The 14,943-nt window shown below is 59.2% G+C and carries 12 protein-coding genes; 4 read left to right on the top strand and 8 right to left on the bottom strand.

The genetic code is table 11. The features are described 5' to 3' along the window. Positions 1-3: 3 nt before the first annotated feature. The 5 genes from mscL to AB4090_RS09345 all read right to left on the bottom strand — a co-directional run bounded on the left by mscL (position 4) and on the right by AB4090_RS09345 (position 6,762). Positions 4-456, bottom strand: a complete 453-nt coding sequence (gene mscL / locus AB4090_RS09365; RefSeq protein WP_369573602.1) for a large conductance mechanosensitive channel protein MscL — start codon at positions 454-456, stop codon at positions 4-6. Between the two features lie 86 nt (positions 457-542). After that, a complete protein-coding gene (locus AB4090_RS09360; RefSeq protein WP_369573601.1) occupies positions 543-1,076 on the bottom strand; it encodes a hypothetical protein in 534 nt (177 codons plus the stop codon). A gap of 45 nt (positions 1,077-1,121) precedes the next feature. Then, on the bottom strand, positions 1,122-4,214 hold the full coding sequence (locus AB4090_RS09355) for an efflux RND transporter permease subunit (protein WP_369573600.1): 3,093 nt from the start codon (positions 4,212-4,214) through the stop codon (positions 1,122-1,124). Next, the gene (locus AB4090_RS09350) at positions 4,211-5,344 is read right to left on the bottom strand and encodes an efflux RND transporter periplasmic adaptor subunit (protein ID WP_369573599.1); all 1,134 of its coding nucleotides are present in this window, start codon (positions 5,342-5,344) and stop codon (positions 4,211-4,213) included. Before AB4090_RS09350 ends, AB4090_RS09355 begins: the two co-directional genes overlap by 4 nt. Beyond that, on the bottom strand, positions 5,341-6,762 hold the full coding sequence (locus AB4090_RS09345) for a TolC family protein (protein WP_369573598.1): 1,422 nt from the start codon (positions 6,760-6,762) through the stop codon (positions 5,341-5,343). Before AB4090_RS09345 ends, AB4090_RS09350 begins: the two co-directional genes overlap by 4 nt. Positions 6,763-6,964: 202 nt before the next feature. Here AB4090_RS09345 and AB4090_RS09340 point away from each other — a divergent pair, with 202 nt between their 5' ends. From AB4090_RS09340 to AB4090_RS09330, 3 genes are read left to right on the top strand one after another with little or no spacing between them, the layout of a single operon-like run. Continuing rightward, positions 6,965-7,483: a Spy/CpxP family protein refolding chaperone gene (locus AB4090_RS09340; protein WP_369573597.1), complete on the top strand. Its 519-nt coding sequence runs from the start codon at positions 6,965-6,967 to the stop codon at positions 7,481-7,483. Next, positions 7,480-8,208: a response regulator gene (locus AB4090_RS09335; RefSeq protein ID WP_369573596.1), complete on the top strand. Its 729-nt coding sequence runs from the start codon at positions 7,480-7,482 to the stop codon at positions 8,206-8,208. Before AB4090_RS09340 ends, AB4090_RS09335 begins: the two co-directional genes overlap by 4 nt. After that, complete coding sequence (locus AB4090_RS09330) at positions 8,205-9,479, top strand: ATP-binding protein (protein ID WP_369573595.1); 1,275 nt, start codon at positions 8,205-8,207, stop codon at positions 9,477-9,479. Before AB4090_RS09335 ends, AB4090_RS09330 begins: the two co-directional genes overlap by 4 nt. On the opposite strand, the gene AB4090_RS09325 is transcribed toward AB4090_RS09330, so the two are convergent. Then, positions 9,441-9,815, bottom strand: a complete 375-nt coding sequence (locus AB4090_RS09325; RefSeq protein WP_369573594.1) for a hypothetical protein — start codon at positions 9,813-9,815, stop codon at positions 9,441-9,443. The genes AB4090_RS09330 and AB4090_RS09325 overlap by 39 nt on opposite strands. A gap of 22 nt (positions 9,816-9,837) precedes the next feature. After that, complete coding sequence (locus AB4090_RS09320; protein WP_369573593.1) at positions 9,838-11,964, bottom strand: UvrD-helicase domain-containing protein; 2,127 nt, start codon at positions 11,962-11,964, stop codon at positions 9,838-9,840. Positions 11,965-12,064: 100 nt separating this feature from the next. Here AB4090_RS09320 and AB4090_RS09315 point away from each other — a divergent pair, with 100 nt between their 5' ends. Beyond that, entirely contained in the window at positions 12,065-13,024 is a 960-nt protein-coding gene (locus AB4090_RS09315; protein ID WP_369573592.1) for a DnaJ C-terminal domain-containing protein, read from the top strand. A gap of 3 nt (positions 13,025-13,027) precedes the next feature. On the opposite strand, the gene AB4090_RS09310 is transcribed toward AB4090_RS09315, so the two are convergent. Next, positions 13,028-14,902, bottom strand: a complete 1,875-nt coding sequence (locus AB4090_RS09310) for a diguanylate cyclase (protein ID WP_369573591.1) — start codon at positions 14,900-14,902, stop codon at positions 13,028-13,030. Positions 14,903-14,943 lie beyond the last annotated feature (41 nt).

Genomic DNA, 14,943 nt, shown 5'->3' with positions numbered 1-14,943 from the left:
TACTCAGGAAGCCAGCTGCGAGGTGCAGTTGGGGCAACGGTTGGCAGCCAGAGGAATGGCCGTCGCACAGAACGGACAATCTTTGGTTGTGACGGGCGCGGCAGGTTTCGGATAGAGGCGATTGATACTATGCACGAGGAGAAAGATAACAAAAGCAATGATCAGGAAACTGATAATGGACATAATGAACAGACCATAGTTCCAGGTGACTGCGCCGGCCTTTTCGGCGGCGGCCAGAGTCAGGTATGGCCCCGGCGTTTTGCCCTCATGGAGTATGAGAAAAAGATTACTGAAATCCACTTTTCCCAGTACCAGCCCAATGGGTGGCATCACAATGTTGGTCACTAGCGACGTGACAATAGCGGAGAAAGCACTGCCAATAACAAACGCTACAGCCAAATCAATAACATTGCCGCGTTGTAAAAAGGTTTTGAAATCTTTCAAAAACTGTTTCATATTCCCTCCCTTGGGATTTTGTCTGACTGCTATTCGAGTCTAACAAAGTTGCTGCGGGGAGGAATAGAGTAAGGGCGACGTCCAGTTTACCGGGATGTTGCGTTGCCCTGTGCCGCACAGAATTGACTGACCGCGGCTTTCTGCCCCTGCATCTGCGTCTGATTGGCTTCTTGCAAGCAGTTTTGCACGCTACTGCGACAGAGCTGTGCCCAAGCCTGGGTCTGTTGGAAGAAATTTCCCGCCGTCTGCGCTGGTGCGGCGTAGGCATGCCCGGCAAACAGGCGTTGCAGAGCCGAATAATAGTCGCTCTTGGCACCAGCCCAGCTAGAGACTGCGTCCCAGCAGCTGCCTTGCTGCTCCGGTGTGGTATGCACACAGCCAATGGCATCACGACGCATCAAGTCGAGCGAGCTGCGCCAGGATTCACAGAAACGCGCCTCAGCCGCTTGGCGTTGGGCAGCGACGGCGGCAAGACGTTCCTGAGCGAGCTGCGCCGCCTGCTCGGCCTGCGCCGAACGCGTCTCAGCCACAGCGGAGCGGCTTGGCTGGGGCGCAGGGAGCTGGGCACAAGCGCCCAGTAGACCTACGGTAAGAAGTAGCGGCACTTGTCGTTTGCGCATGAAAGTTCCTCACTCTTTCGTTAGCGCGCATTTATACCATAGTTTTTACGAGCTTGCGTCTTTGTACGAAGAACGAGCGCGGCGCCGCGCGAAACGCTGAGAAAATCGTTCTTTGAGCCCCTCAAAAAACACATAGAAGGCTGGTGTCACAAAAAGCGTAAGGAACTGCGACACGACAATGCCCCCTGCCACCGCCACCCCCAGCGGTACCCGCGATTCTGCTCCAGCGCCAATACCAATGGCGATGGGCAGGATGCCCAGCACCGCCGCCAGATTGGTCATCATGATCGGGCGAAAACGGGTGATACAGGCATCGACCATGGCGTCCACCGCCGAGGCCCCTTCGCGCCGCCGATGAATGGCGAAATCCACCATGATGATGCCGTTCTTTTTCACCAGGCCCACCAACATGATGATGCCCACAAAGCTGAACAAATCCAGTTCCTGATGAAAAATCCAGAGCGCCAACAGCGCCCCAAAACCGGCCAGGGGCAGGGCGGTGAGGATGGTCAGGGGGTGGATGAAGTCCTCATACAGAATGGCAAGGATGGCGTAAATGAGGGCAATGGTGGCCAGGAGCAGCAGGGGCAGAGAACTGTTGGACTGCTGGAAGGCCTGGGCGGAACCACCAAAACTTCCTTGCACACCCGCCGGCAGGACCTGGGCAGCGATCTTCTGTACCGCTTGGGTCGCTTGCCCTATGGAGGTTCCCTGGGCCAGATTGAAAGATATCGTCACGCTGGGAATACCGTCATAGTGGCTGATGCTCAAGGGGCCAACACCATAGCCGAAATTCGCCACTGCCGAGAGCGGCACAAGACCTGCCGTGCCCGGCAGGGTAATAGCCCCCAAGGCGCCAATATTCTCCTGAAAGCGTCGCGCCAGATCGAGGATGACCTCGTACTGGTTGGTGGAGGCATAAATCGTCCCGACTTGCGTTCCGCCAAAGGCAAAGTTCAGTGCCTGTTCGATGGACTGCGGAGTAACTCCTAAGGCTTGCGCTCGGCGATGCAGCACGCGGACATCAATTTGCGGGTTGGCCACCTGTAGATCACTGTTCACCGCTTGCAAACCCTGCACCTTGCGCAGCTCTGCAACCAGTTTCGGCACTGCCGCATCAAGAGTCGCTTGGTCTTCACTTTGCAGTGTGTACTGGTAATTGGACTGCGAAGAGATGGGGCCCATCTGGATGGCGGGCGGCAGCATAAAACTCGCCTCTACCCCCGGAAAGTTTGCTACGGTGCGCCGCAACTGGGCAATGACCGTATCGCCACTGGCCCGATCACCCAAAGGCTTGAGGCGGATGATGAGCCGTCCGGTATTGGCCGAACCAAAGGCGCCTGCCCCCTGCCCAGCACTGGACATCACCGACGCAATGGCGGGATTTTTCTCCACTGCTGCCGCCACTCGCTCCTGCAGGGTTTCCAATTGGGCAAAGGAAATCCCTTGGGGATACTGGAGGTTGCCCATGATCATGCCGCTGTCTTCGCTAGGGATGAAGCCCTTGGGCAGGATCATAAAGAGCCCGATCATCCCCAGCAGGCTCAAGCCTGCCCCCAGGTAGATCCAGCCCCGATGCTCCAGGCTTTTCCGCAAGCTGCGCCCATACCAGGCACGCAGACGGGCAAAGCCGCGTTCAAAACGACTCGGCGCTTCGTGCTTCACCTGCAAGTAGCGGGCACAGAGCATGGGGGTCAAGGTCAGGGACACCAGACCCGAGAGCAGGATCACCACGGCAATGGTAACGCCAAATTCGCGGAACAGGCGCCCGATGATCCCCCCCATGATCAGGAAGGGCAAAAACACCACCGCCAGGGAGAGGGTCATGGACAAGACCGTAAAGCCAATCTCCGAACTGCCGGCGTAGGCCGCCTGTTCCGGTTCTTCGCCACGCTCCTCGTGACGGGCAATGTTCTCCAGCATGACCACCGCATCGTCCACCACAAAACCCACGGACAGGGTCAGGGCCAGCAAGGTCAGGGTATTGAGGGTGTAGCCCAGGTAGGAGATGACCGCAAAGGTACCAAGGATGGAGGTGGGGATCGCCAGGGCACCAATGAGGGTAGGGCTGCCCCGACGCAGGAAGAGCCAAAGCACCCCGGCCACCAACAGCGAGGCCAGGAGCAAGGTGTATTCCACCTCTTGCACCGCCGCGCGAATGTAGTCGGCCTTGTCGTAAATGATCTGCAGCTTGGCGCCACCGGGCAGGCCGGCGGTGAAACTGGGCAGGCGTTTCTGGATAGCGTCGGAGATCGCCACGGTGTCGGCGCTGGGCTGCCGCACTACCGCCAAAATCAAGGCGCGGTGCCCGCCCAGCCAACTGGCAATCTGGTCATTATCCACCCCATTGTTGACCGTCGCCACGTCCGCCAGGGGGACTACCGTCCCGCCGCTCTGCATCACCGGCATATTGCGGAAGTCCTGGGCATCGTTGAGCTGGCCGTGCACATTGACCGCATAATTGCGCGCCGTCCCCAGCAGGGTACCTTGGGGCAGATTGACGTTATGACTGCCCACCGCCTGATCCAGGGCCTGCAGGGAAAGTCCATGGGCCTGGAGGGCGAAGGGATTGGCATGGATGCGCACGGCATAGTTCTGCTCGCCAAAGATCTGTACCTGGGCCACCCCCGAAATGCCGGAAATGGCGGGCACTACCTTATCCACCGCGTAGGCATTAAGTTTGTAGATGGGCATATCGGGCGCCGTCAGGGCGATGAATTCAACGGGTGCCGCCGACGGATTCATCTGCTTGACGAAGGGCAGGCTGGGCATACCCGGCGGGAGAAGGTGCTGCGCCTGGGTAACGGCGTTTTCTACGTTTTGCGTGGCCACGTCGATGTTCTGACTGAGATCGAACTGCAGAATGATTCGCGTGGAGCCGACGCTACTGGTGGAGCTCATCGCTGACAGACCGGGAATACTGGAAAATTGCTTCTCCAACGGCGTCGCTACGCTGCTCGCCATGGTCTGGGGGCTGGCTCCAGGTAAACTAGCGGAAACCAGAACCGTAGGAAAATCAACGCTGGGGAGCATGGCCACCGGCAGGCTCTGAAAGGCGAAAATCCCATAGATGACCAAAGCGAGGCTAAGGATGATGGTCATCACCCGCCGGCGAATGAACAACGCCGAAATATTCATGCGCCACCCGCATGCCGGTGACCGTGCTCCGTCCTAGCAGGCGCCTTCTGGCCCGGCAAAAAGACATGAACCCCGGCATAAACCCGCGCCGGCACCGGATCGATCACCTGCGCATCCACCGGCAGACCGGAAATTACGGCCGTTTGGCCATCTTCCCAGAGCACCTGCACGGGGGTCGCCTGTACTACGCCTTTGGGTGCCTGATACACGAAGTTGCCGTTGCTACCCTGCTGCACCGCCGCCACTGGCAGGGTCAAAGCCTGCTTGACCTGCTGCACTGGCAGACGAACCTCGACAAATTCTCCCGGCCACAGGCCAGCGCCAGCGTTGTCGGCCTGCGCCTGCACGCTCACCGTGGCTGTCGTGGCGCTGACGCTGTTGTCGATGATGTGCAGAATGGCCGTATCCAAGCTCTTGCCCTGCTTCTCATCATCGACCATCAGCTTCCAGGCCTGTTCCTTGGCCATGCGTGCAGCGCCAAGCAGACTCTGTGGGATCTGAAAGTTTATGCCGATGGGGCTGATTTGGTTGATCGTCGCCAGTTGCGTTTGGTTCGCCACCACCAGGTTGCCGGGTTTGACCAAGGCCATGCCGATGCGCCCACTGATGGGTGCGGTGATGCGGGTGTAGCCCAAGGTGATCTGTGCCTGCTGCACAGCTGCGGCGTCGGCGGCCACTTGCGCCTGGCTCGCCTGCGCCTGGGAGACCGCCTGCGCGTAGCTCTGTTTGGTAATAAAATCCTTTTCAACCAGAGGCTGGTCTTGCTCAACCAAGGTCTGGTTGTAATGCGCCGTTGCGCGTGCCGAGGCTAGATTTGCCCGCGCTTGCGCCAGAGTCGCGGCGGCTTGCGCCGGATTGATGGTGAACAGGGTCTGCCCCTGCTGGACCATGCCCCCCTGGGTAAAGGACAGGCTAGCCAACTGTCCCGAGGTCTGCGGCACGATATTGACGGTCTGCAAGGGCGTCACCGTGCCCAAAAAGCTTTCGTAATGGATCATATCCTGGGCCTTGGGTTGGACCAGGGTAACCTGTACCGGCGCTGGCCCGCTCCGCTCGGCCTTTTGGCAGGCGGACAGAAACAAGGGCAAGGCCAGAAACAGGGCAATAGCGCCCCAACGATGTGCTTTCAAGGTTGTTTTGCTCCCACGGGCATGCCCACGGCCTGACTCAACTGCGCCAGGGCCACGTAGCTATTAACGAGATTGGCGATAAGGGTATAGCGGGATTGGGCCAGGGTAGATTCGGCCTGCAACACGTCCTGAATGGTCGCCTGCCCGACCTTATACTGCGCCAGCACCACTTCCCGGGCCTTACGGGCATTGGCCAAACTGCTACTGGCGCCGGGATAGGCCGCCAGATCGCCCTGAAAACCATGATAATCCTGCCAGATACTGGCCATGGTGCTGTTGCGCGTCGCCGCCAGCGTGTCCGCGTCTTGCCGCGCAGTGGCCTCGGCCTGGCGCACGGCATAATGATTGTTGAAGCCGGTAAAGAGCGGGACCGTTAGCGTCAGACCCACGCTCCAAGTATCGCCGGGCTGAAATCCACCCTGAAACTGATAGCCATAAGAACCCGTCACGCCCAAACTAGGTAAGCCTTGCGCGCGGGCAGAGTGAATATTGGCGTTGGCCACGGCCACCTGCGCGCGCGCCTGCTGCAGAGCCGGGTTCGCACTTTCCGCAGCATGCATCAGAGAATCCACCCCCTGCCGCAGCTGACCTGGCGACGAACTGTCAGCGGTCAAAGCCGCGATATGGATCACACTATTGGTAGGCAGACCCAAGTCGCTGGCCAGGGTACCCTGACTACTGCGCACCGTCTGCTCCTGGGCAGCGTAGGTGGACTGGGCCGTAGCCAAGGACGCCCGCGCCTGGTAGAGGTCGCCAATGGTGGCTTGCCCGGCACGATGCAACACCTCCGCCGCCTCCAGGGCCTTCTGGTTTTCTGCCACGGTCTTGGCATCGGCGGCCAGCAGGGCCTGATTGCCGAGGAGCTTATAATAGGCCTGGGTAACGTTGAAAATGACCGTCTGCAGGGTCTGGTTCTGGGTATAACCCGCCACCCACTCCTGCGCCTGGGCGGCATCGGTCTTGGCCGCGCGCAGGCCAAAGTCCCAGAGGGTGTAACTCAAGCTCAGGCTGGGCATCACGCTATTGCGCGCCGGCACACTGAAGCCCGCCGTAGACACCGCCTGGCGGCGCGACGCACTGGTACTGAGCGTAAGCGAGGGTAGCCAAGCGCTATCTGCCATGCCCAAGGCCGCTGCCTGCGCGCGCAAGCCCTCCCAGGCTGCCGCCGTTTGCGGATTATGGGCCAAGGCCCAAGAGCTAAGTTCGGGCAAAGTCCAGGTTTTGCCCGCGAGCGCAGCCGACCAGCTTTGCGGCTCGGGTAGGGCCGGCAACTGCTTGGGCACCCCCTGCCAAGCCTGTCCCGGTTGCTGTGGCAGGCCGCTATCCGTAAAAAAGGGATCGTCAAAGGCCACACCAACGCCCGCGTGCGCGGTGGCGCTCAACAGAAACAGGCCTAAAGAGATCCATTGCCAGCGCATGATTGCAGCATCTCGTCCGCGGAAATTTGCCGTATTGTCGACGATTTCCGAGCTGTGCGCACCCACTCGGCAACGGATAAATTATGTACATCTGCAACTGGACGTGTTGATTTTTGTAAGAATTTTTCACTGGCTTTCGTATCACTGGCGCACGTACTCTGAGCCTCGAGCAATTACGCTCGATTTTTCGGAGGTGCTCGTTATGCGCAAAACCATGCTTTCGCTCTTTACCTGGTCAGCTCTGGCTCTGGCACCCGTCGCCAGCATCGCGGCAGACATGCCACCACCTCCAGCACACGGACCGATGCAGGGCCCTATGCACGGCGGCCCGCGCGCTGAGTGGATGATGAAGAACGCCCCGGTGCCTATGCTCCTGCCCATCGTTTGGCGCCACGCCGTGGAGCTCAAACTTAGCCCGCAGCTGGAGACCCAACTGGAGACTTGGCGCAAGGAACAGAAAGGTCAGTGGCAGTCACAAATGGAAACCATGCGCAGTCATAACCGCGCGCTGCAAACTGCCCTCCTGCGCGGTGAACCGGACAATGCGCTAAAACCGTTAGAAACCGCTGTGTTGGCCGATCATCAGGCGATGCTACAACGCGGAATCGCACAAGTCGCTTTCGTGCACAAACTGTTGAATGCAGAGCAATGGCAGAAAGTAACGGCAATTTATGCGAAGATGGAAAAAGGCCCGCATTGGGGAGGATGGCACAAACCGTGAGTACTAGCGCCCGCATCTTGTTGGTGGATGATGACGCCAAGTTGCGCACCATTCTGACGCGTTACCTGGAGTCTCAGGGCTACACGGTTCATGGCGCCGCTTCGGCGGCGCAGATGGACCGGCTGTTGGAGCGGGAGCGCTACGATCTCCTGCTCCTCGACGTAATGATGCCCGGTGAGGATGGTTTTCAGATCTGCGAGCGACTGCGCGATCAGGAGTCGTTGCTGCCCATCATCATGCTCACCGCCCGCGGAGACCTGGATGATCGCATCCAGGGCCTCTCCATTGGCGCCGATGACTATGTCGCCAAGCCCTTTGAGCCTGCAGAGCTCCTTGCCCGCATCGGCGCCGTCCTGCGACGCAGTCAGGACAGCGGTACCGTCGAGCCGAGCCCCGGCGCCATCGATTTTGGTCCGTTTCATCTCGCCCTCGACTACCGTCGCCTGTACCGTGGCGATCAGGAAATCGACATCACCGAAACCGAATTTGCATTGCTGCGTGCCCTCGCCGAACATCCCTGGCAGACCCTGTCGCGCGACAAACTTCTGGGCATGATTCACGGCCATAGCGAGGACATCCCTGGCCCGCGAGGAATTGATGTCTTCGTGTCGCGCCTGCGCCGCCTGATCGAAGACGACTCGAGCAAACCGCGCTACCTACAAACGGTATGGGGACGCGGCTACGTCTTCGTTCCCGATGCCGGGAGTCCGGATAAACCCGCGTGAAGTTCTGGAGGCTCTGGTCCGACACCCTATTCGGGCGGATATTTTTGCTGATTGGCGCGCTGTTGTTGATGAGCCAGTTCGCTGTGTATTGGTACTTCACCATCTATCTAGGCAACCCGCAGGCGCGTCACCTGGCACAAAGCTGGGCGCAGATCCTGACCTTGAGCAGCGCCCTTGATGTCGGCGAGGCGGAATGGCTTGCCCCGCGCCTGGCCAAAATTGGCATTGCCTTTTACCCCGTTGACGAGATGAGCGGGAACCCGCCGCACAACCCAATCATGCGCAATGCGCAGCGACTCCTACACGACATGGGTTGGCCCCATGCTCAGGTATTGGAGGACAGTCGGCATCACCTGCTCTGGATCGATCCCGACCCCCATAGCCATGTCGCCGTCGCCATGCCCATTCCCAAGCCCCCCCCGGGCCCCTCACCGCAGTGGTTTAAGCTCAGCGCCATCCTGCTGCTCTCCCTACTCGGCGCCTACCTCATCGTGCATCAAATCACCGGCCCCCTGCGCCGCCTGGTGCACAGCCTCAAAGCCAACCGGAGTCGCGAAGGGCCGGTGGTATTGCCCATCGAAGGGCCAGAGGACATCAAACACCTGGCTGGAGAACTGAATAGTGCCTTGCGCGAGCGCTATGAGCTAGCGGAAGAGCGCGAGATGGTCTTGCTTGGTGTCTCCCACGACTTGCGCACACCCCTGACACGCATGCGTATGCTCGCCGAATTTCTCCCCAAAGAGGCGGCCGATATTCAGCAAGATCTGATTGATAACCTGTGGGAAATGGATGAGACCCTGCACCAGTTTCTCGACTATGCCCGCAGTGGCCGCGAGGAACTTGCGGAAGAGATCGATCTGCTCGCCTTCCTGCGGCAGTTTGCCGCGCAACAGGGCGATGATGTTCTCCTGCGTGAAGAAGTAGCACAGGAATCGCTTTACCTTTCCGTCACTCCGGTGGCCCTGCGGCGCGTCCTGCAGAACCTGGTAGAAAACGCCCGCCGCCATGGCAAGGCACCAATCGAATTGGCGGTGATGACGGAAAACAACGGAGTTGCCATTGAAGTCCGCGATCATGGCGAAGGGATCTCTGCAGAAAACCTGGCCATGCTCGGCAAACCCTTTGCCTTGGCGGGTCGCGGCGGCGGCACCGGGCTGGGGATTGCCATCGTGCAGCGCATCCTGCAACGGCTTGGGGGGTCCATCCAATTCAACAATGCGGCCGATAGCGGGCTACGGGTGCGACTGTTTCTGCCCCTGCACTCCAGCTGAAGCCGCTTGCTTCGGGCACAGCTTACGCAATTCCTTTAGCTCCTGCGGATCGAGCTTTTGCCAGGCAATATTGCCACAGCGACCCTCGATCGCGCCCTCGAGAGTCCCCTCCTGCGAGATCCCTGGTGCTACCACAAAGTCAGGCACCGAGACCGCACCACTCGTCGGGCTAACCGACTGCAACACCGATGCCGTGCTTGCCGTTTTGGCAACTGGCTGGACCCCAGGTCCCGCAGGCTGTAGCCAGAGAAAGAAAAATCCGACGAGGACGATCAACGCAAGAATCACAATGACTACCGCCATCCACGATGCCTTGCTGTTCGCGTCTGTGCTCATCTGTGCCCCTCCGTATTCTCCATCAGGATAGTCTTTCCAGACTCACAATGCCCAGCGCCAGCCATTTGGTACCGGAACTGAACTGGATTTGTACCCGCCCCTGGCGTCCACCCGACTCGTAATCGAGCACCGTCCCTTCGCCAAAAACGGGGTGGCGAATGCGCCCGCCCAAGGGGTAGGGGCAATCACTGCGCCGACTGCTCGCGGCCGGAATAGCGGGCGCCAGCGGCCGACTGATCCGTGCGCGCGGGCGTAACTCTTCGATCTCCTCCGTGGGCAGATCGCGCAAAAAACGTGATGCCAGCGCCAAACGTTCGCTGCCATGCAAACGCCGGCTCTCGGCATGGCAGAGGACCAGCTGCTGCCTGGCGCGGGTCATTCCCACATAACAAAGGCGGCGTTCCTCGGCGAGCCCCGCGGGGTCTTCCAGACAACGTTGGTGCGGGAATAGCCCCTCCTCCAACCCCACCAGAAAGACCTGGGCAAACTCCAGGCCTTTGGCACTATGCAAGCTCATCAGTTGTACCGCATCTTCCCAGGCCTCGGCGCCACCCTCTCCCGCCTCCAGGGCGGCGTGGGTGAGGAATTCACTGAGCATGTCGCCGGGGATCGGACTCAATTCGCGCAAGCTATCAGAGCTATCCTGCATCGTAAAACTGCGCGCCGCGTTGATCAATTCCTCCAGGTTCTCCAGTCGCCCTTCACCGCGATCACCATCGCGCGCATGCCAGTCACGCAAGGGGATCTGCTCAAGCACTAGCTGTACCTGCTCGTCGAGTTCCTGGTTTGCGCAGGCTTTAGCCAGCGTATCGATGAGGGTAAGAAAGCCGTTGAGTTTGGGCTGCACTATCTCACCCGCCGCCTGCCACAGCGAGATGCCGCGCTCCCGGGCCAGGCTGCGCAGGCGCTCAATGGTGACGGCACCAATGCCGCGCGCCGGCACATTGACCACCCGCTCGAAGGCGGCATCGTCGTGCCGCTGCAAGACCAAGCGCAAATAGGCGAGCACGTCCTTGATCTCGGCGCGCTCAAAAAAGCGCAGGCCACCGTAGACCCGGTAGGGCATTCCGGCACGTAAGAGCTGCTCTTCAAAGACCCGTGACTGGGCATTGGAACGATACAGTATGGCGCAGTCCGCACGCTTACCGCCGCCCACCACCCAGTGCTCGACGCGAGCAACGACAAAGCGCGCCTCATCCTCTTCGTTGTACGCGCGATAGAGCTGCACCGGACTGCCTTCGTTGCGCTCCGTCCACAGGGTCTTGCCCAAACGATCAGTATTCTGGGCAATCACGGCATTGGCGGCGGCCAAAATCGGCGCGGTGGAGCGGTAATTTTGTTCGAGACGAATCAAGCGCGCTGCCGGAAAATCGTGCTGAAAACGAAAGAGATTTTCCACTTCCGCCCCGCGCCAAGCATAAATCGATTGGTCATCATCGCCAACCACAAAGAGGTTTTTATGGGTCTCGGCGAGGCGTCGCAACCATTGGTATTGGACGGCATTGGTATCCTGAAATTCGTCCACCAAGACCTGCTGAAAACGCTCCTGATACTGCGCCAGGAGTTGCGCATCGTCCCACAGGCGCAAGGCATAGAGGAGCAGGTCAGCAAAATCCAGGGCACCAGCGCGCTCACGTAGCAGCTCGTAGCGTTGATAGATCTCGAGTAGCTGTGGCGGCACGGAGCGCTCACCAGAGAGATCTTGCGGCCCCAACCCGCCGTCTTTCCAGCGGCTGATGCGACCGGCAATCTGCCGCGCAGGCCAGTGTTTTTCGTCCAGTTGCAATTCCCGTACGGCTCGGCGTACCAAGCGCTGGCTATCATCGGCATCGAGGACAACAAACTGCGCTGGCAGGCCAACTGCCTCGTGGTGCATGCGCAGTAGACGATGGGCAATGCCATGAAAGGTTCCCATCCACAGGCTGCGCAGGTCCATATCGAGCATGGCCGCCAGGCGCTCGCGCATGGAGCGCGCGGCCTTGTTGGTGAAGGTCACAGCCAGGATCTGCCCCGGGTGCAGGCCATCTTCCAGCAAGTAAGCAATGCGGCTGGTGAGCACGCGCGTCTTGCCCGAACCGGCGCCCGCCAGGACCAGCGCCGGCCCTGGTGCCAGCAATACTGCCTCACGTTGCCGTTCGTTTAACTCCATGCTTGCCTCATCCCGCCGGTGACTTGAAAAAACACCGCTGCGCCCCCACTGTCGCATCAGGTCCATCAGTTGCCATCGCGGCATGATACGGGGGGTTCCCTTGGAATACAAAGACTACTACCAGATCCTGGGGGTGGCGCGCGACGCCGATGCCGGCGCAATCAAATCCGCATATCGGAAAATGGCGCGCAAATATCATCCCGACGTTAGCAAAGAGGCCAATGCCGAGGATCGTTTCAAAGACCTGCAAGAGGCCTACGAGGTTCTCAAGGATCCGGAAAAGCGTCGCGCCTACGACCAACTCGGCAGTAATTGGCGCGCCGGCCAGGATTTTCGCCCGCCACCAGGCTGGGAAAATTTTGCTGGCGGCTTTGCTGGCGGCCACGCTGGTAGTGCGGGCGGCCCCGACATTGGCGGCTTCAGCGACTTCTTCGAGGAGCTTTTTGCCCAACAGCGCGGGCGGCGCGGTGCCCATGGCGGGGCACCATTCCGCACGCGCGGTGAGGACAGCGAAGCCGAGATACAGATTCCTTTAGAGGATGTCTTGCATGGGGCAAAACGGGAGATCTCCTTGGAGGTGCCGGTCCATGGCCCAGACGGACGCATGTACCGGGAACGACGTCAGCTGAGTGTAAAGATTCCAGCAGGCATCGCCGAAGGGCAGCGTCTGCGCATGAGCGGGCAAGGGCAGCCGGGGCAAGGCGGCGGACCAAACGGCGATTTGTATCTACGCGTACGCTATGCGCCACATCCGCAATTCCGTGCCGAGGGCAAGGATCTGTACCATGATCTGCCCATCAGCCCCTGGGAGGCCGTACTCGGCGCCTCGGTGTCGGTACCCACTTTGGATGGACAATTGCGGGTGAAGGTTCCAGCCGGGAGTAGCAGTGGGCAAAAATTGCGGCTGGGGGCTAAGGGGCTACCCGCCCCCAAGGGCGACAAGGCGGGAGATCTCTACGCGGTCTTGCAAATCGTCGCCCCGAAACAGATTAGTGAGGCGGAAAAGGCACTTTGGGAAAGGCTCGCTGCCGAAAGCAGTTTTCGGCCGCGCAACGAGTGACGCTCAGGGGCGCGAAAACTCCACCACCTGATTGCGCCCCTGCCGCTTCGCTTCAAACAGAGCGTGATCAGCAGCTTGAATTAAGCCCTTTGCGCAAGACATCTGCGCATCGCGGCTCGCGACCCCAATACTTACCGAAACATCATGCTGCAGGCCAGTCCACGTTTCTATGGCGGCCAACCGCGCGCAAATTCGCTGCGCCAATACCTTTACACCGAGAGCATCCGTCTCCGGACAAATAATCAAAAACTCATCGCCGCCAACACGGCAGGGAATATCTTGATGGCGAGCAAAATCGTCCAGAACTCGCGCCACTCTGCTGAGCACCTCGTCGCCAACATCGTGCCCAAGTGAATCGTTGATATTTTTAAAATTGTCTAGATCAAGAAGCATCAGGGCTAGATTTTTGTCATGCCGTTCAGCAATCGTCCATTCCTGCTCGAGCCTTTCGTCAGCATAGCGACGATTGCGCAGGTTCGTAAGCGGGTCGGTTAGCGCTGCTTGACGCAAGTCCCGATTGATGCCCACCAAAGAGCCCGAGAACCGGCGCATGCGCTGCTGTCGGTGCAGGTATTTTTGCCTTGCCTCACGACGGCGTTGAGCGAGTTGCAAGTGCTTTTGCATGTTTTCAGACTGGAGAGGTTTGGACTCGTACGCATCAATGCCGAGGCGAAACAATTCAGACTCACTCTGCGCCTCGAGCTTCTCGCCAAAGAGCAAGACGTATGGCCCGAGCACCGGGTCCAGGCCGGTCAAATTCTCTGCTATCCACTCAACATTGTTTGGTTGGTAGGGGATAAATAGCAAATCCAGACCAGCGACATCATTGGCATTTGGCAGCGTTCCCAGCGGCAGATCTAAAAGTGACATCATTTCTGCGCACTCTACCGGTAACTCGCTCTGCTTCGCGAGGCAGGCGACCCGCAACTGCGAAAAATCGGTCGATCGAACATCCTTCTGACCCGTCAAACCATCCCAGTCAAATGGTTCCGAAAGCAAGGGAGCGGCTTCTAACAAAAGACTTTGCCAATACTCCCAACCCAAAAGCAGGCGCGAGACTTGCTCGCGGACGAGCATATCGTCCAAGCCGAGCTTGGCAATCTCTAGGGCCATTTGCTCCGCGTCATCCGATCGTTGCGTATTCTCGCGCAGACAGATTCCCGCCATGCCCTGACCGAGACGGAGAAGGCGGGCAAGAAAAAGGGACCGGCTCGCGTCAGGAAAGGAGCCCAATGCCTCCGGCTGCGATTGATGAAATACGGCCTCGACGAAGACCATCGGCAATCCCCATTCCTCTACCAGCAACGAAGATAACTCGTCATGGTCGATGCCATACTGCTGGCGTTCCGCACGCAACCGCGCATTAACATCGGATGGCGACGCGTTGCCGAGCAATTCCACATAACTCTCGGAAAACAAGCTCACCAAGGCGAGTTCTCCCACTTTGGCTAACAGCGCCACGACAAATATTTCGTCTGAATTGACCTGCCCAAGCTGCTCTGCCATTGCCCGCACCGCCAACGCCGACAACAGCGCAAGCGTCCAGAAACGGCTGTAATCAAAACCCGCCACTCGTGGAGTGGTCGATTGAATGAGAGCCAACGCCAAAATCAGGCGTTTAATTTGCGCTTGTCCAAGAACCAGAATTGCATCAGAAACCGCTACAATGGGGCGTGAGCGCGTCCGAATCGAGACATTCGCGAGCTGTAAGAGGCGCGCATTTGTTGCCGGGTCAGATTGCAGCACTCGGACAAGTTCGCGATTGTCGACTTCCTCTTGCTCCAGAAGCCGTAATGCTTCCAGATACACACCTTTAGGCGAGGGGAGTTTACCACCCTGGCGATACTGGGATAGCCAATCTGCATTCCTCGTTGCCATTTTCCTCCCCAGTCAACTACGCAAAATAACTAGCCTTATAT

The sequence above is a fragment of the Acidithiobacillus sp. IBUN Pt1247-S3 genome (genome assembly GCF_041146875.1).
Lineage (GTDB): Bacteria > Pseudomonadota > Gammaproteobacteria > Acidithiobacillales > Acidithiobacillaceae > Igneacidithiobacillus.
The sequence above is the reverse complement of the archived record's forward strand: the minus strand, read 5'-3'. Positions and strand labels throughout refer to the sequence as shown.